General features: G+C 36.1%; 13 protein-coding genes. All 13 read right to left on the bottom strand.

Going from position 1 to position 14950, the window contains the following annotated elements:
• Positions 1-253: 253 nt before the first annotated feature.
• Complete coding sequence (gene nrdD, locus VPAR_RS03475; protein ID WP_012864185.1) at positions 254-2404, bottom strand: anaerobic ribonucleoside-triphosphate reductase; 2151 nt, start codon at positions 2402-2404, stop codon at positions 254-256.
• Between the two features lie 244 nt (positions 2405-2648).
• On the bottom strand, positions 2649-3452 hold the full coding sequence (locus tag VPAR_RS03470) for a tyrosine-protein phosphatase (RefSeq protein WP_012864184.1): 804 nt from the start codon (positions 3450-3452) through the stop codon (positions 2649-2651).
• 288 nt (positions 3453-3740) lie between these two features.
• Positions 3741-4175 (bottom strand): VanZ family protein, encoded by a 435-nt coding sequence (locus tag VPAR_RS03465; protein ID WP_008600642.1) that lies wholly within the window; start codon positions 4173-4175, stop codon positions 3741-3743.
• Between the two features lie 36 nt (positions 4176-4211).
• Positions 4212-5378: a nucleotide sugar dehydrogenase gene (locus VPAR_RS03460; RefSeq protein WP_012864183.1), complete on the bottom strand. Its 1167-nt coding sequence runs from the start codon at positions 5376-5378 to the stop codon at positions 4212-4214.
• Positions 5379-6476 carry an NAD-dependent epimerase/dehydratase family protein gene (locus VPAR_RS03455; protein ID WP_012864182.1) on the bottom strand — a complete coding sequence of 366 codons (1098 nt, stop codon included), beginning with the start codon at positions 6474-6476 and terminating at the stop codon, positions 5379-5381.
• 22 nt (positions 6477-6498) lie between these two features.
• Positions 6499-7953, bottom strand: coding sequence for a lipopolysaccharide biosynthesis protein (locus VPAR_RS03450; protein ID WP_004697227.1), 1455 nt, complete (start codon positions 7951-7953; stop codon positions 6499-6501).
• On the bottom strand, positions 7953-9086 hold the full coding sequence (locus VPAR_RS03445; protein WP_229055787.1) for a CapA family protein: 1134 nt from the start codon (positions 9084-9086) through the stop codon (positions 7953-7955). The genes VPAR_RS03450 and VPAR_RS03445 overlap by 1 nt, the downstream gene beginning before the upstream one ends.
• A complete protein-coding gene (locus VPAR_RS03440; protein WP_012864181.1) occupies positions 9070-10002 on the bottom strand; it encodes an ATP-grasp fold amidoligase family protein in 933 nt (310 codons plus the stop codon). Before VPAR_RS03440 ends, VPAR_RS03445 begins: the two co-directional genes overlap by 17 nt.
• Positions 9980-11221 carry an O-antigen ligase family protein gene (locus tag VPAR_RS03435; RefSeq protein ID WP_012864180.1) on the bottom strand — a complete coding sequence of 414 codons (1242 nt, stop codon included), beginning with the start codon at positions 11219-11221 and terminating at the stop codon, positions 9980-9982. The genes VPAR_RS03440 and VPAR_RS03435 overlap by 23 nt, the downstream gene beginning before the upstream one ends.
• A gap of 19 nt (positions 11222-11240) precedes the next feature.
• Positions 11241-12308, bottom strand: a complete 1068-nt coding sequence (locus VPAR_RS03430; RefSeq protein ID WP_012864179.1) for a glycosyltransferase — start codon at positions 12306-12308, stop codon at positions 11241-11243.
• The gene (locus VPAR_RS03425) at positions 12305-13354 is read right to left on the bottom strand and encodes an NAD-dependent epimerase/dehydratase family protein (RefSeq protein ID WP_012864178.1); all 1050 of its coding nucleotides are present in this window, start codon (positions 13352-13354) and stop codon (positions 12305-12307) included. Before VPAR_RS03425 ends, VPAR_RS03430 begins: the two co-directional genes overlap by 4 nt.
• The gene (locus VPAR_RS03420; RefSeq protein WP_012864177.1) at positions 13347-14069 is read right to left on the bottom strand and encodes an IspD/TarI family cytidylyltransferase; all 723 of its coding nucleotides are present in this window, start codon (positions 14067-14069) and stop codon (positions 13347-13349) included. The genes VPAR_RS03425 and VPAR_RS03420 overlap by 8 nt, the downstream gene beginning before the upstream one ends.
• Before the next feature lie 9 nt (positions 14070-14078).
• Positions 14079-14945 (bottom strand): LicD family protein, encoded by an 867-nt coding sequence (locus VPAR_RS03415; RefSeq protein ID WP_012864176.1) that lies wholly within the window; start codon positions 14943-14945, stop codon positions 14079-14081.
• Positions 14946-14950 lie beyond the last annotated feature (5 nt).

Raw genomic sequence — 14950 nt, 5'->3', positions numbered from 1 at the left:
ACCTCCATAGTAGTGCCTATCAACTTTAATCAACACTATATAGATATATTTCAATTTCTCATATATACAGTAAAAGCTGTGCCTTAGGCACAGCTTTTACCATTTAAAACTATCGTATTTAGAACTCTAAAATCGTATCTATTAACATACCCACATCATTAGATGTCTATGATAATTATATTAATCTATATAACAGTTTATCTTAATATGCTTAATATACAGGATAATTATTAAAACTATACCTCTAATAATCTTAAATGTGCATTACACGATCTTTAATTTCCTTTGTGCGCCCTTCATTCCAGAAGTTTTCGCCAAGGTATCCACAAGTACGACGGATAACAGTTAATTTATCGCGATTTGTATTGTGGCAACGAGGGCATTCCCACTCGTTATGTTCATTTACCTTAATTTCTCCATCAAAGCCACATTCGTGACAATAGTCAGACTTGGTATTAAATTCAGCATAAGAAATATGATCATAAATATATTGAATCATAGTCAAAACAGCTGGAATATTATTAGTCATATTAGGAATTTCTGCATAGGAAATACAGCCACCTGTAGATTTCTTTTGGAACTCAGATTCAAAGGAGAACTTATCAAATACATTAATCTCTTCTCGTACGCTTACATGATAACTATTAGTATAATAACCCTTATCCGTAATGTCCTCAATAATACCAAAACGAGCGCGATCCAAAGAAGAGAATCGATGGGTTAAACTTTCAGCAGGTGTACCATATAATGCAAAGCCCATGTTATGTTTAACTCGCCATTCATCAACAGCTGCATTTAAGCGATCCATAATCTTCATCGCAAAAACGCGACCTTTCTCGCCCGTATTCGATTCACCGGTAATTAAGCGAGTTGCTTCATAAATACCAATATATCCCAAGGAAATAGTCGCATAGCCGCCAGTCAAGAATTTAGCAATTTTCTCGCCTTTTTTAAGTCTTGCAATAGCACCGTGTTGCCAATGGATTGGCGACACATCGCTCACTACGTCCTTAAGTAATTCATAACGAAGCATTAGTGCTTTTTCTGCCAACTCAAGTCGTTTATCTAAAATTTCAAAATATCGTTCTTCACTACCGCGAGCTAGAATGCCAATTTGAGGTAAGTTTAAACTTACTACACCAATGTTAAAACGTCCATCAAACTTGTATTCACCATTTTCATCCTTCCAAGGAGATAAGAAGGATCGACAGCCCATAGGACTAAAGACATTACCTGAGTAGTTTTCCTTCATTTTCTTTGCAGAAATATAGTCAGGGTACATGCGCTTAGCCGTACATTGTGCTGCCAATTCAGTTAAGTAATAGTATGAACTATCTGGTGTTACATTATGCTCATCAAGAACATAAATCAACTTAGGAAAGGCTGGTGTAATATATACATCGGCTTCGTTTTTTACACCTTTAATACGTTGGCGCAAAATTTCTTCTGTAATAAGAGCCGCTTCCTTCGCGTATTCATAGTCTGGTTGGAAATACATAAATAATGTAACAAATGGAGATTGACCATTTGTGGTCATCAATGTATTGATTTGGTATTGAATAGTTTGGATACCATCTTTAACCTCTTTACGCGTACGTTTCCACGCTATTTCACGAGCCTTTTCCATATTAGGCTCCATGCCATAAATCTCAACTTGCTCTTCAATAACATTATTGAGGATTTTTTCATAAGATTTACGTACAAATGGTGCCAAAATACGGTCAATACCATTAATACTTTGACCACCATATTGACCAGATGCTACTTGTGCAATGATTTGTGTTGTTACAGTACAAGCAACTTGGAAAGACTTAGGTGTATCGATTTTTTTACCATTGATTACTGTGCCATTTGTAAGCATATCTTCCAAATTAATCAAGCAACAGTTAAACATAGGTTGAATAATATAATCCATATCATGGAAGTGGATAGCTCCACTATCATGGGCTTCCAAAATATCGGTAGGAATCAATTTACGACGAGCAATATCCTTAGATACTTCACCAGCAATTAAATCCCGTTGGGTAGATACAATAGCAGCATCCTTATTAGAATTTTCATCAAGAACACTGATATTACTACGATCTAATAAACCAATTACATCATCATCAGTTGTATTTTGACGGCGTTTAAAAGCTTGAACAGCTTTGTAACCTTCATAGGCACGTGCCGTTGCAGGATTATGATACTCAATCAACTTATAATACACTTGATCTTCAATAGCATAAATTGTCATGTCTTTTTGAAGCTTAGTAGCATATTCCTCAATTTCATTTGCAATACGCTGTGCCAAGCCCTCTTCGTACAACCCAGTACTACTATGTTCAGCTTTTTCAATAGCCAAAGCAATCTTGTTTTTGTCGAATGGTACCTTCGTGCCATCACGCTTAATGACCTGCAACATATTGGCAACCTCCCCATCTTGTTACTGCCAAAATATATGTTAAGAAGTATAAAAAGTATGTCTAATCACACTTTTTATAAATTTATATGTAAAAATGTAAAGAATTATTAGAAAACCCCTCTATTTTTACCGCCCTCTCAGTATACTATATATGGTGGTTGTTTTCAACCCTAAATACAATATAAAGTAAAAATAGGTCCCTCTATCTATGCCAATATGACATGGATAAAAGAACCTATATAAATTATAATGCAAAGCCAAATAGACGAGTTAAGAAATTACCCTTTTTCCCCACCCAACTAGATGGGACAGAAGGATAAAATGTGCGATTAGCTAAGAGGTCGCGTTCATTAAGATGGATATTTGGCAACAAATCTTTTTTATACGTATTGTCTAATTCAGAAATTGCTTCCACATAACCTTGGTACGCCTCAACATCACAGCCATCGCTGTAACCAGTACCAAAGAAATGAATTAAACCATTTCGATATAATTCAATAGCCCTATCATAGTTAGCGTTACCATGATCAAAAGATGCCATATTACATTGAATCAAAATACCTCTATCAACCCATGCTAGTAATTGTTCAGGTTTAGTAAATAATTGTCCATAAGTTTCTACTTCACTAATAATAGGTACAAGCCCCATATCTAGTAGACTTAATAACCACGCATTAATATGATGCACTTTGCTATTTTGTGGAAGAGCAACTAATATAAAATGGCTATCTCCCAACGTATATTGATTGCGATGAGAAGCTATATATGCAACCATTTCATCACAAAGCATTACGCGAGCTCCACTGTGAATAGTTATATCTACTTGTTGCTCCTTAACCATAACTTTTACTTCATTAACTAAAGAGTTTATAGCATTCCATGTGTTCAGATCCATAGATACTGTTACATCAGGCGTACTAAAAATATCTGTAATACCTTGTTCAGACAAGGACTTAATCATTTTTACTGATTCTGCCATTGTTTGAGGCCCTTGTGGGCCTAACACAGCTGGCAAAATGCAACCATGTAAATCAACCACGCGACTCATAATCTTTCCCTTCTACTTTCGATTTTCTTTTCAAAATCGACCTCTTTTATAAAGTTCATGTTCTTCTCATTTAAGTTTATAATTCATTTTACATTCACGATTATAACAAGGGACCAGTCGCTTGTATAGTGGTTTTTCTATAAAAATAAATAAATTATTATATGTTCATTTAATACAATTTTTATATATTCATTTATCCTTCATAAAATATGACCCATAATTTCTACAATTATGAGTCATATTTTACACATTATTATATTAATAATTATTTAATTTTTAAATGTACTTTTATCTTTTATCATGACTAATATAATAAGTTAATTTCACTACCGATATACCGATGATTATACCAACTGTATCAATCAGTACATCAGACAGTTGAGAGCTGCGTCCTAGAGAAAATAATTGTATAAATTCATCTAGACTAGCTATTACTATACCCACTACTATTGTTTTTACTACTGTGCCATATTCAATATAGCGGCGTAGAACTACATATAAAACACCACCAAGGATTGTGAACTCTGTAAGGTGGGCTAATTTTCGAATAATCCTATTTAAGGCCCATATATTTCCGTAAAAGCCTAATTTATTAGCTATAGGGGCAATCCACTTTGCAAAAATAAGACTAAACCCATCAGAGGTTCCTCCATTTTGCAAGGAATTATCCCATATAAAAAACACAATTAGACATAACACAATATATAGTATCCAACGTTTCATACTACTCTCCTAAACGCCACAATACATATAGCTGTATTAATCTCTATCAAAAATATCTCGTGTATAAACTTTATCTTTTACACCTTCTAAGCTACTATCCCAGCGATTAGCTACAATGACATCACTAACACGCTTAAAATCTTCAAAATTACGTATAACTGGCGAATTAAAGAAATCTTCTGCATCTAGTGTAGGTTCATATACTACCACAGCAATCCCTTTCGCCTTAATACGTTTCATAACACCTTGAATGGCTGATGCTCTAAAATTATCAGAGTTCATCTTCATGGTCAAGCGATAGATACCAACAATTTTCGGATTTTTAGCAATAATAGTATCTGCCACATGATCTTTACGTGTTCTATTCGCATCAACAATGGCAGAAATTAAGTTTTGTGGTACATCATTATAGTTAGCTAATAATTGCTTTGTATCTTTTGGCAAGCAATAACCACCATAACCAAAGGAAGGATTATTATAAAAATCTCCAATACGAGGATCTAAACAAACCCCTTTGATGATTTGACTTGTGCTAAGGCCACGTACTTCAGCATAGGAGTCTAACTCATTGAAATACGCTACACGTAATGCTAAATACGTATTAGCAAACAATTTAATTGCTTCCGCTTCCGTAGAATCAGTATATAATTGTGGAATATTTTCTTTAATAGCACCTTCCGCTAATAATTGTCCAAAACGACGTGCTCTGTCAGAATCCTCGCCCACAACAATACGGGATGGATATAAATTATCGTATAAGGCTTTACCTTCCCGCAAGAATTCTGGCGAAAAAATTAAATTCTCCGTATTAAATTCTTTACGCATTTGTACCGTATAGCCTACCGGTACAGTTGATTTAATAATCATTACTGCATCAGGATTAATCTCTAGCACAGTTTTAATGACTTGTTCAACAGAAGATGTATCGAAAAAGTTTTTTTGAGGATCATAATTTGTAGGTGTCGAAATGATAACATAATCTGCACTGTTAAAAGCTTCTACTGGGTCAAGTGTAGCTTTGAAGTTTAACTCCTTAGTAGCTAAATACTCTTGCAATTCAGCATCTACAATAGGTGTCTCTTTGCGATTTAACATATCTACTTTTTCTGGGATGATATCGAGGGCCACCACTTCATTGTGTTGAGCTAACAACACACCATTGGAAAGGCCTACATAGCCTGTACCAGCAATTGCAATTTTCATTTATTTGCCCTCCATCATATAGAAATCTTTATACCATATGGCAAAACGCTTTAACCCTTCTCGTAAGGTTGTATTAGGTTTAAAGCCAAAATCTGCTTCTAACGCACTTGTATCAGCATATGTAACAGGCACATCCCCTGGTTGCATGGGTACTAATTCTTTATGCTCCTCAAAATTATAATCTTCTGACAATACGCCAGCAGAAACCAATTCCTCTGAAAGAATGCGCACAAAATCAAGTAAATTTTCTGGGTTGCTATTGCCGATATTATAAATAGCGTACGGTGGAACCGGCAAGCCATCCGCACCATTGCGACGCTCTGGTGCAGTAGATATAACCTTAGAAACGCCTTCTACGATATCATCGATATAGGTGAAATCACGCTTACAATTGCCGTAGTTAAAAATTTTAATTGTCCCACCATTACGTAATGTATTTGTAAAACCAAAGTATGCCATATCTGGACGACCTGCAGGGCCGTATACAGTGAAGAAACGAAGCCCTGTGCTAGGGATGTTATATAATTTAGCATACGAATAAGCCAATAACTCATTTGACTTTTTTGTAGCTGCATAAAGAGATACAGGATTATCTACTTTATCATCTGTAGAGTATGGGATTTGTTTATTTGCACCATATACAGAAGAAGATGATGCATACACTAAATGCTCTACACCTCTTTCACCATCGTCATAAGAATGACGACAAGCTTCTAGAATATTATAAAATCCAATAATATTAGACTCGATATAGGCGTCGGGGTTAGTAATAGAGTAACGAACCCCTGCTTGAGCTGCTAGATTCACTACAACTCGTGGTTTATAGATAGCAAAAATTTCATCAACAAAGGACTTATCTGCAATATTCCCTTTTTTAAAAATCCATATATTCTTATTATCTTTGCTAAGTTCATCAATCTGTTGCAATCGATACTCTTTCAATGCTACATCATAGTAATCATTAACAGAATCTATGCCAATAATTTGAGTCCCTTCTGCTTCAGATAGTAAGGACATAACTAGATTAGCCCCCACAAATCCAGCGGCACCCGTTACAAGGATTACCGTGTTGTTTAAATCTACATTTTTTGAAAGCATATGTACTCCTTTCATAGTTCTGTTAATTATGTCGTTTTACTTTACTTAAGACTTTTTTATAGCCAGAAGCAATAATTATGCGCTCAGATGGAATGACGTATAAAATAGCCACATATAATACAACACATAAAAGCATACAGACGACGGTCCACCATACTGCATCATAGAGATGTAAAATACTATAGGCAATTAACCCAACTATAGATGCTGTAATGAGATATACACTGATATTAGATATTATGCGAAATGCACTCATATTGACAAATAAAGCCAGTAGCAACATAGAAGCTGCTAGCATTTCCATTCTTACTAACGATCGAGCATATACAAAGGTACTGAAATCATATTGAATACAAATATAAATAACTGGTATTAAAACTACTAGATGTAATATTTGAGTCCAAAATGATAGATTAGGCATCCCTTTTGCACGAAATATTTCGGAAATCAAATTAGCTGTTACAGTCATAATAGCCGAACTCAATGCCCAGGAACCTAATACAATGCCCGCTAACGTCCATTGTGGCCCTAGTAAAAGCTGAACAACAAAGTCTTGAAATACAAATAAGCCTACACCTAGAGGTACCAAAAATAGAGCCATATAGCGTTGGAATGTAAAGAATGTATTCGAAAAGGCCTGTTGATTATTTTGCACACGACTTAAAGCCGCGAATAATACAGGAGCCAAAGATGCTGTAGCCATAGCCATTACAGTCGTAACAATAGCCATTGGCATCTTATATATACCCAAATAATAGGCATCTAAAAAACGGCTAATAATGAATGTATCCACCCAAGCAGTGAGCCATATAGAAAATGCTTCAGCTAAAGACCATGCACTATAGTTAAACATGTTCATAAAGACGCGACTACTAAAAAACAGATGAATTTGATTCTTCCGACTCTTTAATAATGCCAACGCCGTAAATAGCTGAGACCCTAGCATACCAGCAATTAAAGACCAATAATCGTACCCCATAAGCGCCATTGGTATAGATATCAATATAGGTGTAAGAATTGTTATGAGCCTAATATTTAAAAGAAACTTGAAATTAAAATCTCTTCGATACAATGCCATTTGGACACTACTAAAAGCAGATAAAGGAATCATAGCGCCCATCACGGCTAAAGGTATACCTAAGCCATCATTACCTACTAATACGGCCAATTCATCACGACCGATTATGATAGCGCCCCATAAAACTAGAGAAAACACTAGGTTGGCAATAAAGGCCACATCTGTGGCCTCTTGCTTATCTTGGGTACTTTCAAACTCATGCTGAACAAGAAATTTTTGAAAACCCGCATCAGCAAGCATTTCCGCAAAAGATATAACCATCATAATCGTCGCCAATATGCCGAATGCAGTCGGTGCTAACATATGAGCCAATATTATATTTGTCAGTGGTGTGATAAGCTTTGCCAAAACCTCTGTAATAACAGACCATTTAGCAGCAGCTACGATTTTAGTATCCATTATTTCTTATTGATATTCTTAATGCCTCTCAAGAATAGTTCATGATGAGCTTCACATTCCAAATAATTTTGTATTGCTAAATAACTCATTTTGCCCAAAATAAGTTCTACCAATTTTCGGCCCAATAAAGCATTAATAGCGCGTACAATAAATGATCTACCTAAAAACTCACGCAAATAACGTTTTACATGTGTATCAGCAAAGGCCTTATAAGCTTGAGTCACAAAGTGAGGGTCTTTAATTTCTTCACTACGTTTTCTATAAGCCTCTAATGTTTCTGTAGCTTCAACTTCTGTGGCTAGTCGTGTACCATTATCGGTTCTACGAATAGGCAATTCAGACACCACAAAATCATCCTTAGTTACGTCTATAGTAACTAGTATTGCATCTTTCACAAATTCCTGATGATTTACATAAAAGTCAGAGTTAAAAATAAAGTTTCCCTGTCCATAAATGATAGTGCCCCCCTGGTAATCTTCGCGAGACCCTACACAATGATTATGTTGACAGATAACGAGATTCGCTCCACTATCGACAAATTTATGGCAATATTTCTGTAGCATAGGAGATGGATAGCGATAGAATTCCTTGCCGCCGTGATATAGAACAATGACGTAGTCGCATTGTGCCTTTAAAACTTTCACTTCGTCAAAGCTTTCTAGCACATCAAAAGGATTAGCCCCCATTGTATGACAAGTAGCTATAGTAAACTCGTTCTCTGTACAAAGATAAAATCCAATACGTACATTATCTTTTTCAAAGATAAATGGCTTCTTAGCCTCTTTCAAATTAGCTCCAGCTCCAGCATGAGCAATCTTATGCTGCTTCAACAAATTTAATGTTGTCGTCAACCCTTCCACCCCTTGATCTAAGGAGTGGTTATTAGCCAGTGTTAAAAATAACGGCTCTAATGCCTTATATCCATTAATTGTTTTTGTAGGCGCAATTAAATTATTACCAAATTTTACGATGGGTGTCTCTATATCAGTAAGAGGAACCTCTAAATTGAAAACATTTAAATCCGATTGCTTCAAAATTTCATAAAGCTCTTTTCCTACAAAAGCTTCTCCATTACCGTTTTCAAATAATGTTTTATTAATATCCGTAGGAACTAAATCAGCCCCGATGTACATTCTCAAGATGTAACCACTCTCCTAATTCATAATCCTTTGACATAGGACGAAATCTTTCAAATCCAGCACCAGGAAAAAATGTTAATTCTCCAATAAATATATGCCCTTTAATTTCATAAAAATCAACACGCAAAAATGGACACCCTTTGCTAAGCTCCATCGCAACCTGTTGCATTTCACCATATGTATCTGGCTTTGGAAACTCTGTAGGTAACGGTGGATAATGTCCAAAATGAATTCCCATAGGATTCCAATCGATATCATAGAAGTTCATACGCGTTCCTGTTTTAGAAAAACGATTAGAACATACTACTGTTAACTTTGGTTCACCATGAAAGCAATACATCTTATAATCTAATATGTCATTGCTACCTAATTCCGACAAATATTCCTCTCCGATAATACGTCGAGGAACATTCTTATAAGGCCACTCTCTAGCAATACGTGAATAATCCCGTTTTAAGAATGTTCTTAATTTAGCTTTTGCTGCTTCCCAATCAAGTGTTGATTTATCTTTACAAATAACGATGCCTCCACTATCATGTGTACATTTCAAAACGAATTGATTAGGCAACCTATCAAGGTCAATATCATCTACAGAGTTCCATACGGAAATCGTAGGTATTATATACTGATTACCTACACGTTGAGCAATAAGATGTTTAGCTTCATGTTTATCAACCATCACTGTTTGTATTGGGTCTCTAAAATTAACCTTAAGCCATTGTAACTTTTCGCTGAAAGTTTTTGGATTTTCTAAATCTAAAGGGTATCCCATATACTTAGGAAATACCTTCTTCAAAAAGTCTTCATCAGACAAAGAGTCATAATAACCCGATTTAATTAATACTCTCGTTCGATAGTAAGGTTTTGTTAAAAAGGACATACCGACCCTAAACAGTTTGCTGAACTTCATGTTTACGTCCTTTCCGAAGAATTTGTACCTCTAAATAAAACAACATCATATAAAAATAGGTACTCTTACTTTCATAAGAAACCATACCCATATCCATAACAATTTGTGAAAGGAATAAAATAAGTACCATTATATATTCATTACTATGTATATCGCGATAGCGAATTAAATTATATGCTACATATAGATACATTGAATAATATGCTATTAAACCAATAACACCCGTGCCAGCTAATAACTCAATATAATTATTATGCAAGTAGTAATTATCTTTACCATACACGAAAAAAGTATATACAGATGGATTATTGATACCTACACCAGTTATGGGAGATTGATAAAATAAGTCCCATCCAATATCTACCAAAGCTAAACGAATAATAGTGGATGAGTCCCCCCCTGTGCCTGTAAAGGCTTCCATCATGTTAGACATTCGGTCTAATACTTCAGAGAACATCGGCAATTGCAAGACCGCAATACCTATAATGGTAAGACCTAATAAGGAACCAATAACTTTTACAATAGAATTGACCGCATTAGCACTACGAAAACTTTTAAAAATAAAGAGTAATACTGTACCAACACCAACAAAAACTAAGGCCTTACGACTACCTGTAGCCGCTAAAATACCAAGTGTTGGTAATGCAATAATATGCCACCAACGAGGTCGATCGTATAGCATATAATACAAGGTCATAACAATAGCATTGGCCCCCAATAGCCCTACCGTATTCGCATTCAATGCATCATTAGCAATACGCGCTGAGGATGATAAAACAGTAATAAAATAATCTAAACCGTAGAAATAAACAGTATAGAAACAAACTATATAGCCTGTCCACATGCCAATCTTTAATAATGTATCCACCGATTTCTTATCTTGATAACACATGTATAAAATGATGAGCATAAAAAATATCTTGACCATATCAAAACTTCGACTCATCGCCACAGCTGTATCTGTGGCATTAATCGCACTCAAATAACAAGCTCCAATAAAGAGTAGCATATAACCATGCATCCAATTAAGCCGTAGTTTAATAACACCTTGCTCTCTTATTAGATAAAAAATAATGAGCCCAAATAAGCATACAAACAATACATACGCACCATAGTTCGCTTCGCCAAGGGCAAAGGAAATGGTCAACGACAACACTAAAAAGATTAGAGTTATGAACCATATCATGCGATCAGCAAGAGCCGTAATATTTAACTTCAATGGTTCTCCTCCTTACAACTCATAAAACTTCTAACCAATGTTTAGCGATTTTCCATAGTGGAAATTCATCGCGTACTTTGATTGCTTCCTGTGAAAGCTTAGCTGCTAGTGCAGGATCTTTTAATATACTGCGCATAGCTTCATACATAGCCTGCGTATCACCTACAGGCACAAGGATACCATTCTCACCACTTTTAATTACCATGCGAGCACCGCCTACAGGACAGTCTGTGACTACTGCCGGTAAACCCATGCCCAATGCTTCCAACATAGAATTTGAAATGCCTTCAAAATCAGAAGATGATACAAACATGGAACAAGGAGCTACCTTATCTAAAATATTGCTAGCAAAGCCAGGCAATAAAACGCGATCTTCTAAATTAAGAGACTTAATTTGAGCTCGTAGTTCATCCTCTAATACACCTTGACCATAAATAACGAGTTTATATTCTGGAAACTCATCTGCCAACATACTAAAGGCATTAATCATCATAGGCAAATTCTTTTGTGGATGCAAACGACAAGCTGTAACGATTGTCTTTTCTCGTTCCCCTTCTATGGGTGGCGGCAATTTACCATTAATAGGATTGGGGATAATAACACCACGATTTTGCACAGATTTTGGAAAATAAGAACGAGCATCTTCCGTCTGAAATACTAGTGCATCTGCAAATCTAAAGGCAAAGTTGCGCAATGCTTGTTGATGCCAACCAATGGGAACTTTACGTGGATTATTGCGCTCAGAAAACACAATGCGATTTTTTATAAACCAAGAGCTAATCGCTAAGATAAAACTAGATGCAGACAAAAAAGATAAGCATGTCGCATTTGGTCTAGTCTTTAAGATTTTGATTAGTTCTTTTATTTCTTGCATAAAGCGAATGACTTTATTAGAGCTTGTAGTATGAATTTCAATTTGTTCAATACTTTCCTCTAACGCATATTCATTACCATATCGATTAGGGCTTGTTTGGATAACTGTAATATGATGACCATCATGTACCCACTGACGAGCCAACTCTGTTAAGATTCGTTCAGCCCCATCGTTACCAAGGGAGATGGTGACAATTATTATTTCCTTTTTCATAAGCCTTCCTCTTGGATATATTCTGCCAGTCTTACATAGGCTTGTGCCATTGATACCTTAGGTTGCCAACCTAGGGATTTTAACTTCTTAGAACTTAAGAACATATGCACTGTCGGTGCATAGCCAAACCCTTGCACATCGTTTGGAATATCAAAGATGACTTCACTCTTATCATTGCTAACATGAGTTGCCACTAAATGAGCAATGCTTGCAATAGAACGCGTCTCCTCATCATGACAAACATTATATGCTTCACCAGGTACCCCTGCTTTTAAAAGAGTTAAAAGCCCAGTTAAGGCATCAGTAATATAGCAATAATTCGACATAGAATCGCCCTTTGTATGAAGTATAATGGCTTCTTTTTTAATAGCACTCTTAGTGAACTGCATAAAAACGCGATTATCAGCTACTGGAACACCTGGCCCAAAAGTTTGAGCTAGTCTAGCTATTACAACAGGAACGCCATACTCCACAGCATAGGACTTGCAATAACATTCACAAAGTCTTTTACTTTCGGAGTAGGAGCTACGAACGTTTAGATGATCCAAATAGCCTATTCTTTCCTCTGTCATAACTTGGCCAGACTCATAAGGTACCCCATATTGCTCCATACTGGATAAGTAAACTAGTTTCTTTACCTTTTGACGGCGACCTAACTCAAGCATGGCCTCCGTACCATAAATAGAGGTACGGATAGTTTCTACTGGATATTCTACAAAAAACTTAGACTGTGTCGGTGCAGCACCATGCAAAATATAATCACATGGCACATCAATAGATTCTAATGAGCCATCTACTATGGTTAACGACTTATTGTCTAAATACTCACCAAGAATATTTTTTGCCTTTTCATGGCTTCGCACATGACCAATCACTTTTAAATCCAGGTCATGAGTCTCATTGGCAAGTATAAGTAATTTTATAAACATAGATCCAATAAGCCCCGTTGCACCAGTTATAAGAATGCGTTGATGACGGAGGAAATGAAAGTAATTTTTTTCCTGTACTAAAGCCGTTAACTCGCGTTGAATAACGGAATTACTCATCTTTTAATCCTCCTAGCTCACGATTTTTAATAATCCCTGTGAACATATAATAATCAGATGGAGTTGTAATCTTTATATTTTCAGTTTCCCCTAACACAGGGTATAAAGTATAACCATAGTGCATCATCATCGATGCGGAATCAATAAAGTCATGAATGCCCTCATCTTTTGCACGATTATGAACTGATATAATATCATCCAATCTAAAACTCTGCGGAGCTTTAGCCATAAGACATTCATTACGATTTAAAATGCGGTTAATAGAACCATTTTGGGTAACCATAACCGTTTCGATAGCTGGAGTAACAGTAATGGCAGAACCCTTTGACTCAACAGATTCTATGTTTCTCTCTATGGTAGAGTTATCTACAAGTGGACGAACCCCATCATGAATCAATACAGTCACCGCGTCATCAGGGAATAAACGCTTAGCCTCTACTAGCCCATTATATTGGGATTCCAAAGCACTTTCACCACCAGGCACAATGGATAATACCTTTTGTAACCCCGCCTTTTCTATGAGTTGTTTAGTATGATCAATCCATTCTACTTTACAGGCAAGAACAATCCCATCAATAGTCTTCGTTTGTTCAAATACATCTAAGGTTTGAATCAAAATCGGTCTACCGTTCCATTCTAAAAATTGTTTTGGCGTCTTACTGTTTTTCATACGAGCACCTACGCCACCCGCAAAGATTACTGCTATTCGTTTCATAGGCCCTCCTTATGGTTGAGCTTCTTTCTTAGCATAATGTATGCCTTTATACTCCTTGTAAGGTGTGTGTAAATCAGCAAATACTGCATCATGTTTTGCTACACGTTGCTCTACAGGTGGTAATTGCATATAATCGCCCCAAATGAGATGCAAATATCTCTCATACCCTTTCATAACAGGTATTTGATGACCTTCAAAGTCTTTATATACAACAGAAGCAAAGTCCTCTCTAGGATGACGTAGCTTCATACCTTTTAAGCTACCGATTAACTCCGTACACTCATCACTCGTATCAAAGTCGTATTGAGTCATTCTCTTTTCTGCAAATCGCCAAATATGATAGCGTATAGATTGACTGGAAAAAATCTTATAAATATAACCCGCTAAAGCACGATATGTAGGCCCTTTATTATCTGGTAAACGCTGTGCATTAAAAAGTGCAAAAGTCATGGCCCACATCAACTGCAATGCACGACTAATTTTGCCGGGTGCACAACCATCGATAGGCATAATTTCAAGTGCCAAACCATGACAAACATCTTCATGCATACTATGACGATTGATAAAGGTCGTATGATTATCTCTAATAGATGCTCCTGCATCATGATAGATGTGATTGCGATCGGTACGACAATACGTAAATCGTTCAGTATCAGCATATTTTGGCCATAATTCAGCTAACTTTTCATAGTCTGGACGAGGCATGAAAAGATCTAAATCATCATCCCAAGGGATAAAGCCGTTATGACGTATAGCCCCAATGAGACCACCGCCGCAAAGATAAAAGCGCAAATTATGTTTATCACAGAACTCTTTAAAGTACAGTAACATATTCAGCTCTTTTTCTTGTATTTCCTTTGTCATAGATGTACTCATAGGGA

The organism is Veillonella parvula DSM 2008 (assembly GCF_000024945.1).
In the GTDB taxonomy this organism is placed as follows: domain Bacteria; phylum Bacillota; class Negativicutes; order Veillonellales; family Veillonellaceae; genus Veillonella; species Veillonella parvula.
Note: the sequence above shows the minus strand (reverse complement) of the source record. Positions and strands in the feature narration are given on the sequence as shown.

Excerpts from the sequence above, each read along its gene's own strand:
- VPAR_RS03465 (WP_008600642.1), bottom strand. The coding sequence starts at position 4,175 with ATGAAACGTTGGATACTATATATTGTGTTATGTCTAATTGTGTTTTTT.
- VPAR_RS03415 (WP_012864176.1), bottom strand. The coding sequence starts at position 14,945 with ATGAGTACATCTATGACAAAGGAAATACAAGAAAAAGAGCTGAATATG.
- VPAR_RS03460 (WP_012864183.1), bottom strand. The coding sequence starts at position 5,378 with ATGAAAATTGCAATTGCTGGTACAGGCTATGTAGGCCTTTCCAATGGT.
- VPAR_RS03440 (WP_012864181.1), bottom strand. The coding sequence starts at position 10,002 with ATGAAGTTCAGCAAACTGTTTAGGGTCGGTATGTCCTTTTTAACAAAA.
- VPAR_RS03455 (WP_012864182.1), bottom strand. The coding sequence starts at position 6,476 with ATGCTTTCAAAAAATGTAGATTTAAACAACACGGTAATCCTTGTAACG.
- VPAR_RS03425 (WP_012864178.1), bottom strand. The coding sequence starts at position 13,354 with ATGAGTAATTCCGTTATTCAACGCGAGTTAACGGCTTTAGTACAGGAA.
- VPAR_RS03445 (WP_229055787.1), bottom strand. The coding sequence starts at position 9,086 with ATGTACATCGGGGCTGATTTAGTTCCTACGGATATTAATAAAACATTA.
- VPAR_RS03470 (WP_012864184.1), bottom strand. The coding sequence starts at position 3,452 with ATGAGTCGCGTGGTTGATTTACATGGTTGCATTTTGCCAGCTGTGTTA.
- VPAR_RS03430 (WP_012864179.1), bottom strand. The coding sequence starts at position 12,308 with ATGAAAAAGGAAATAATAATTGTCACCATCTCCCTTGGTAACGATGGG.
- VPAR_RS03450 (WP_004697227.1), bottom strand. The coding sequence starts at position 7,953 with ATGGATACTAAAATCGTAGCTGCTGCTAAATGGTCTGTTATTACAGAG.
- nrdD (WP_012864185.1), bottom strand. The coding sequence starts at position 2,404 with ATGTTGCAGGTCATTAAGCGTGATGGCACGAAGGTACCATTCGACAAA.
- VPAR_RS03420 (WP_012864177.1), bottom strand. The coding sequence starts at position 14,069 with ATGAAACGAATAGCAGTAATCTTTGCGGGTGGCGTAGGTGCTCGTATG.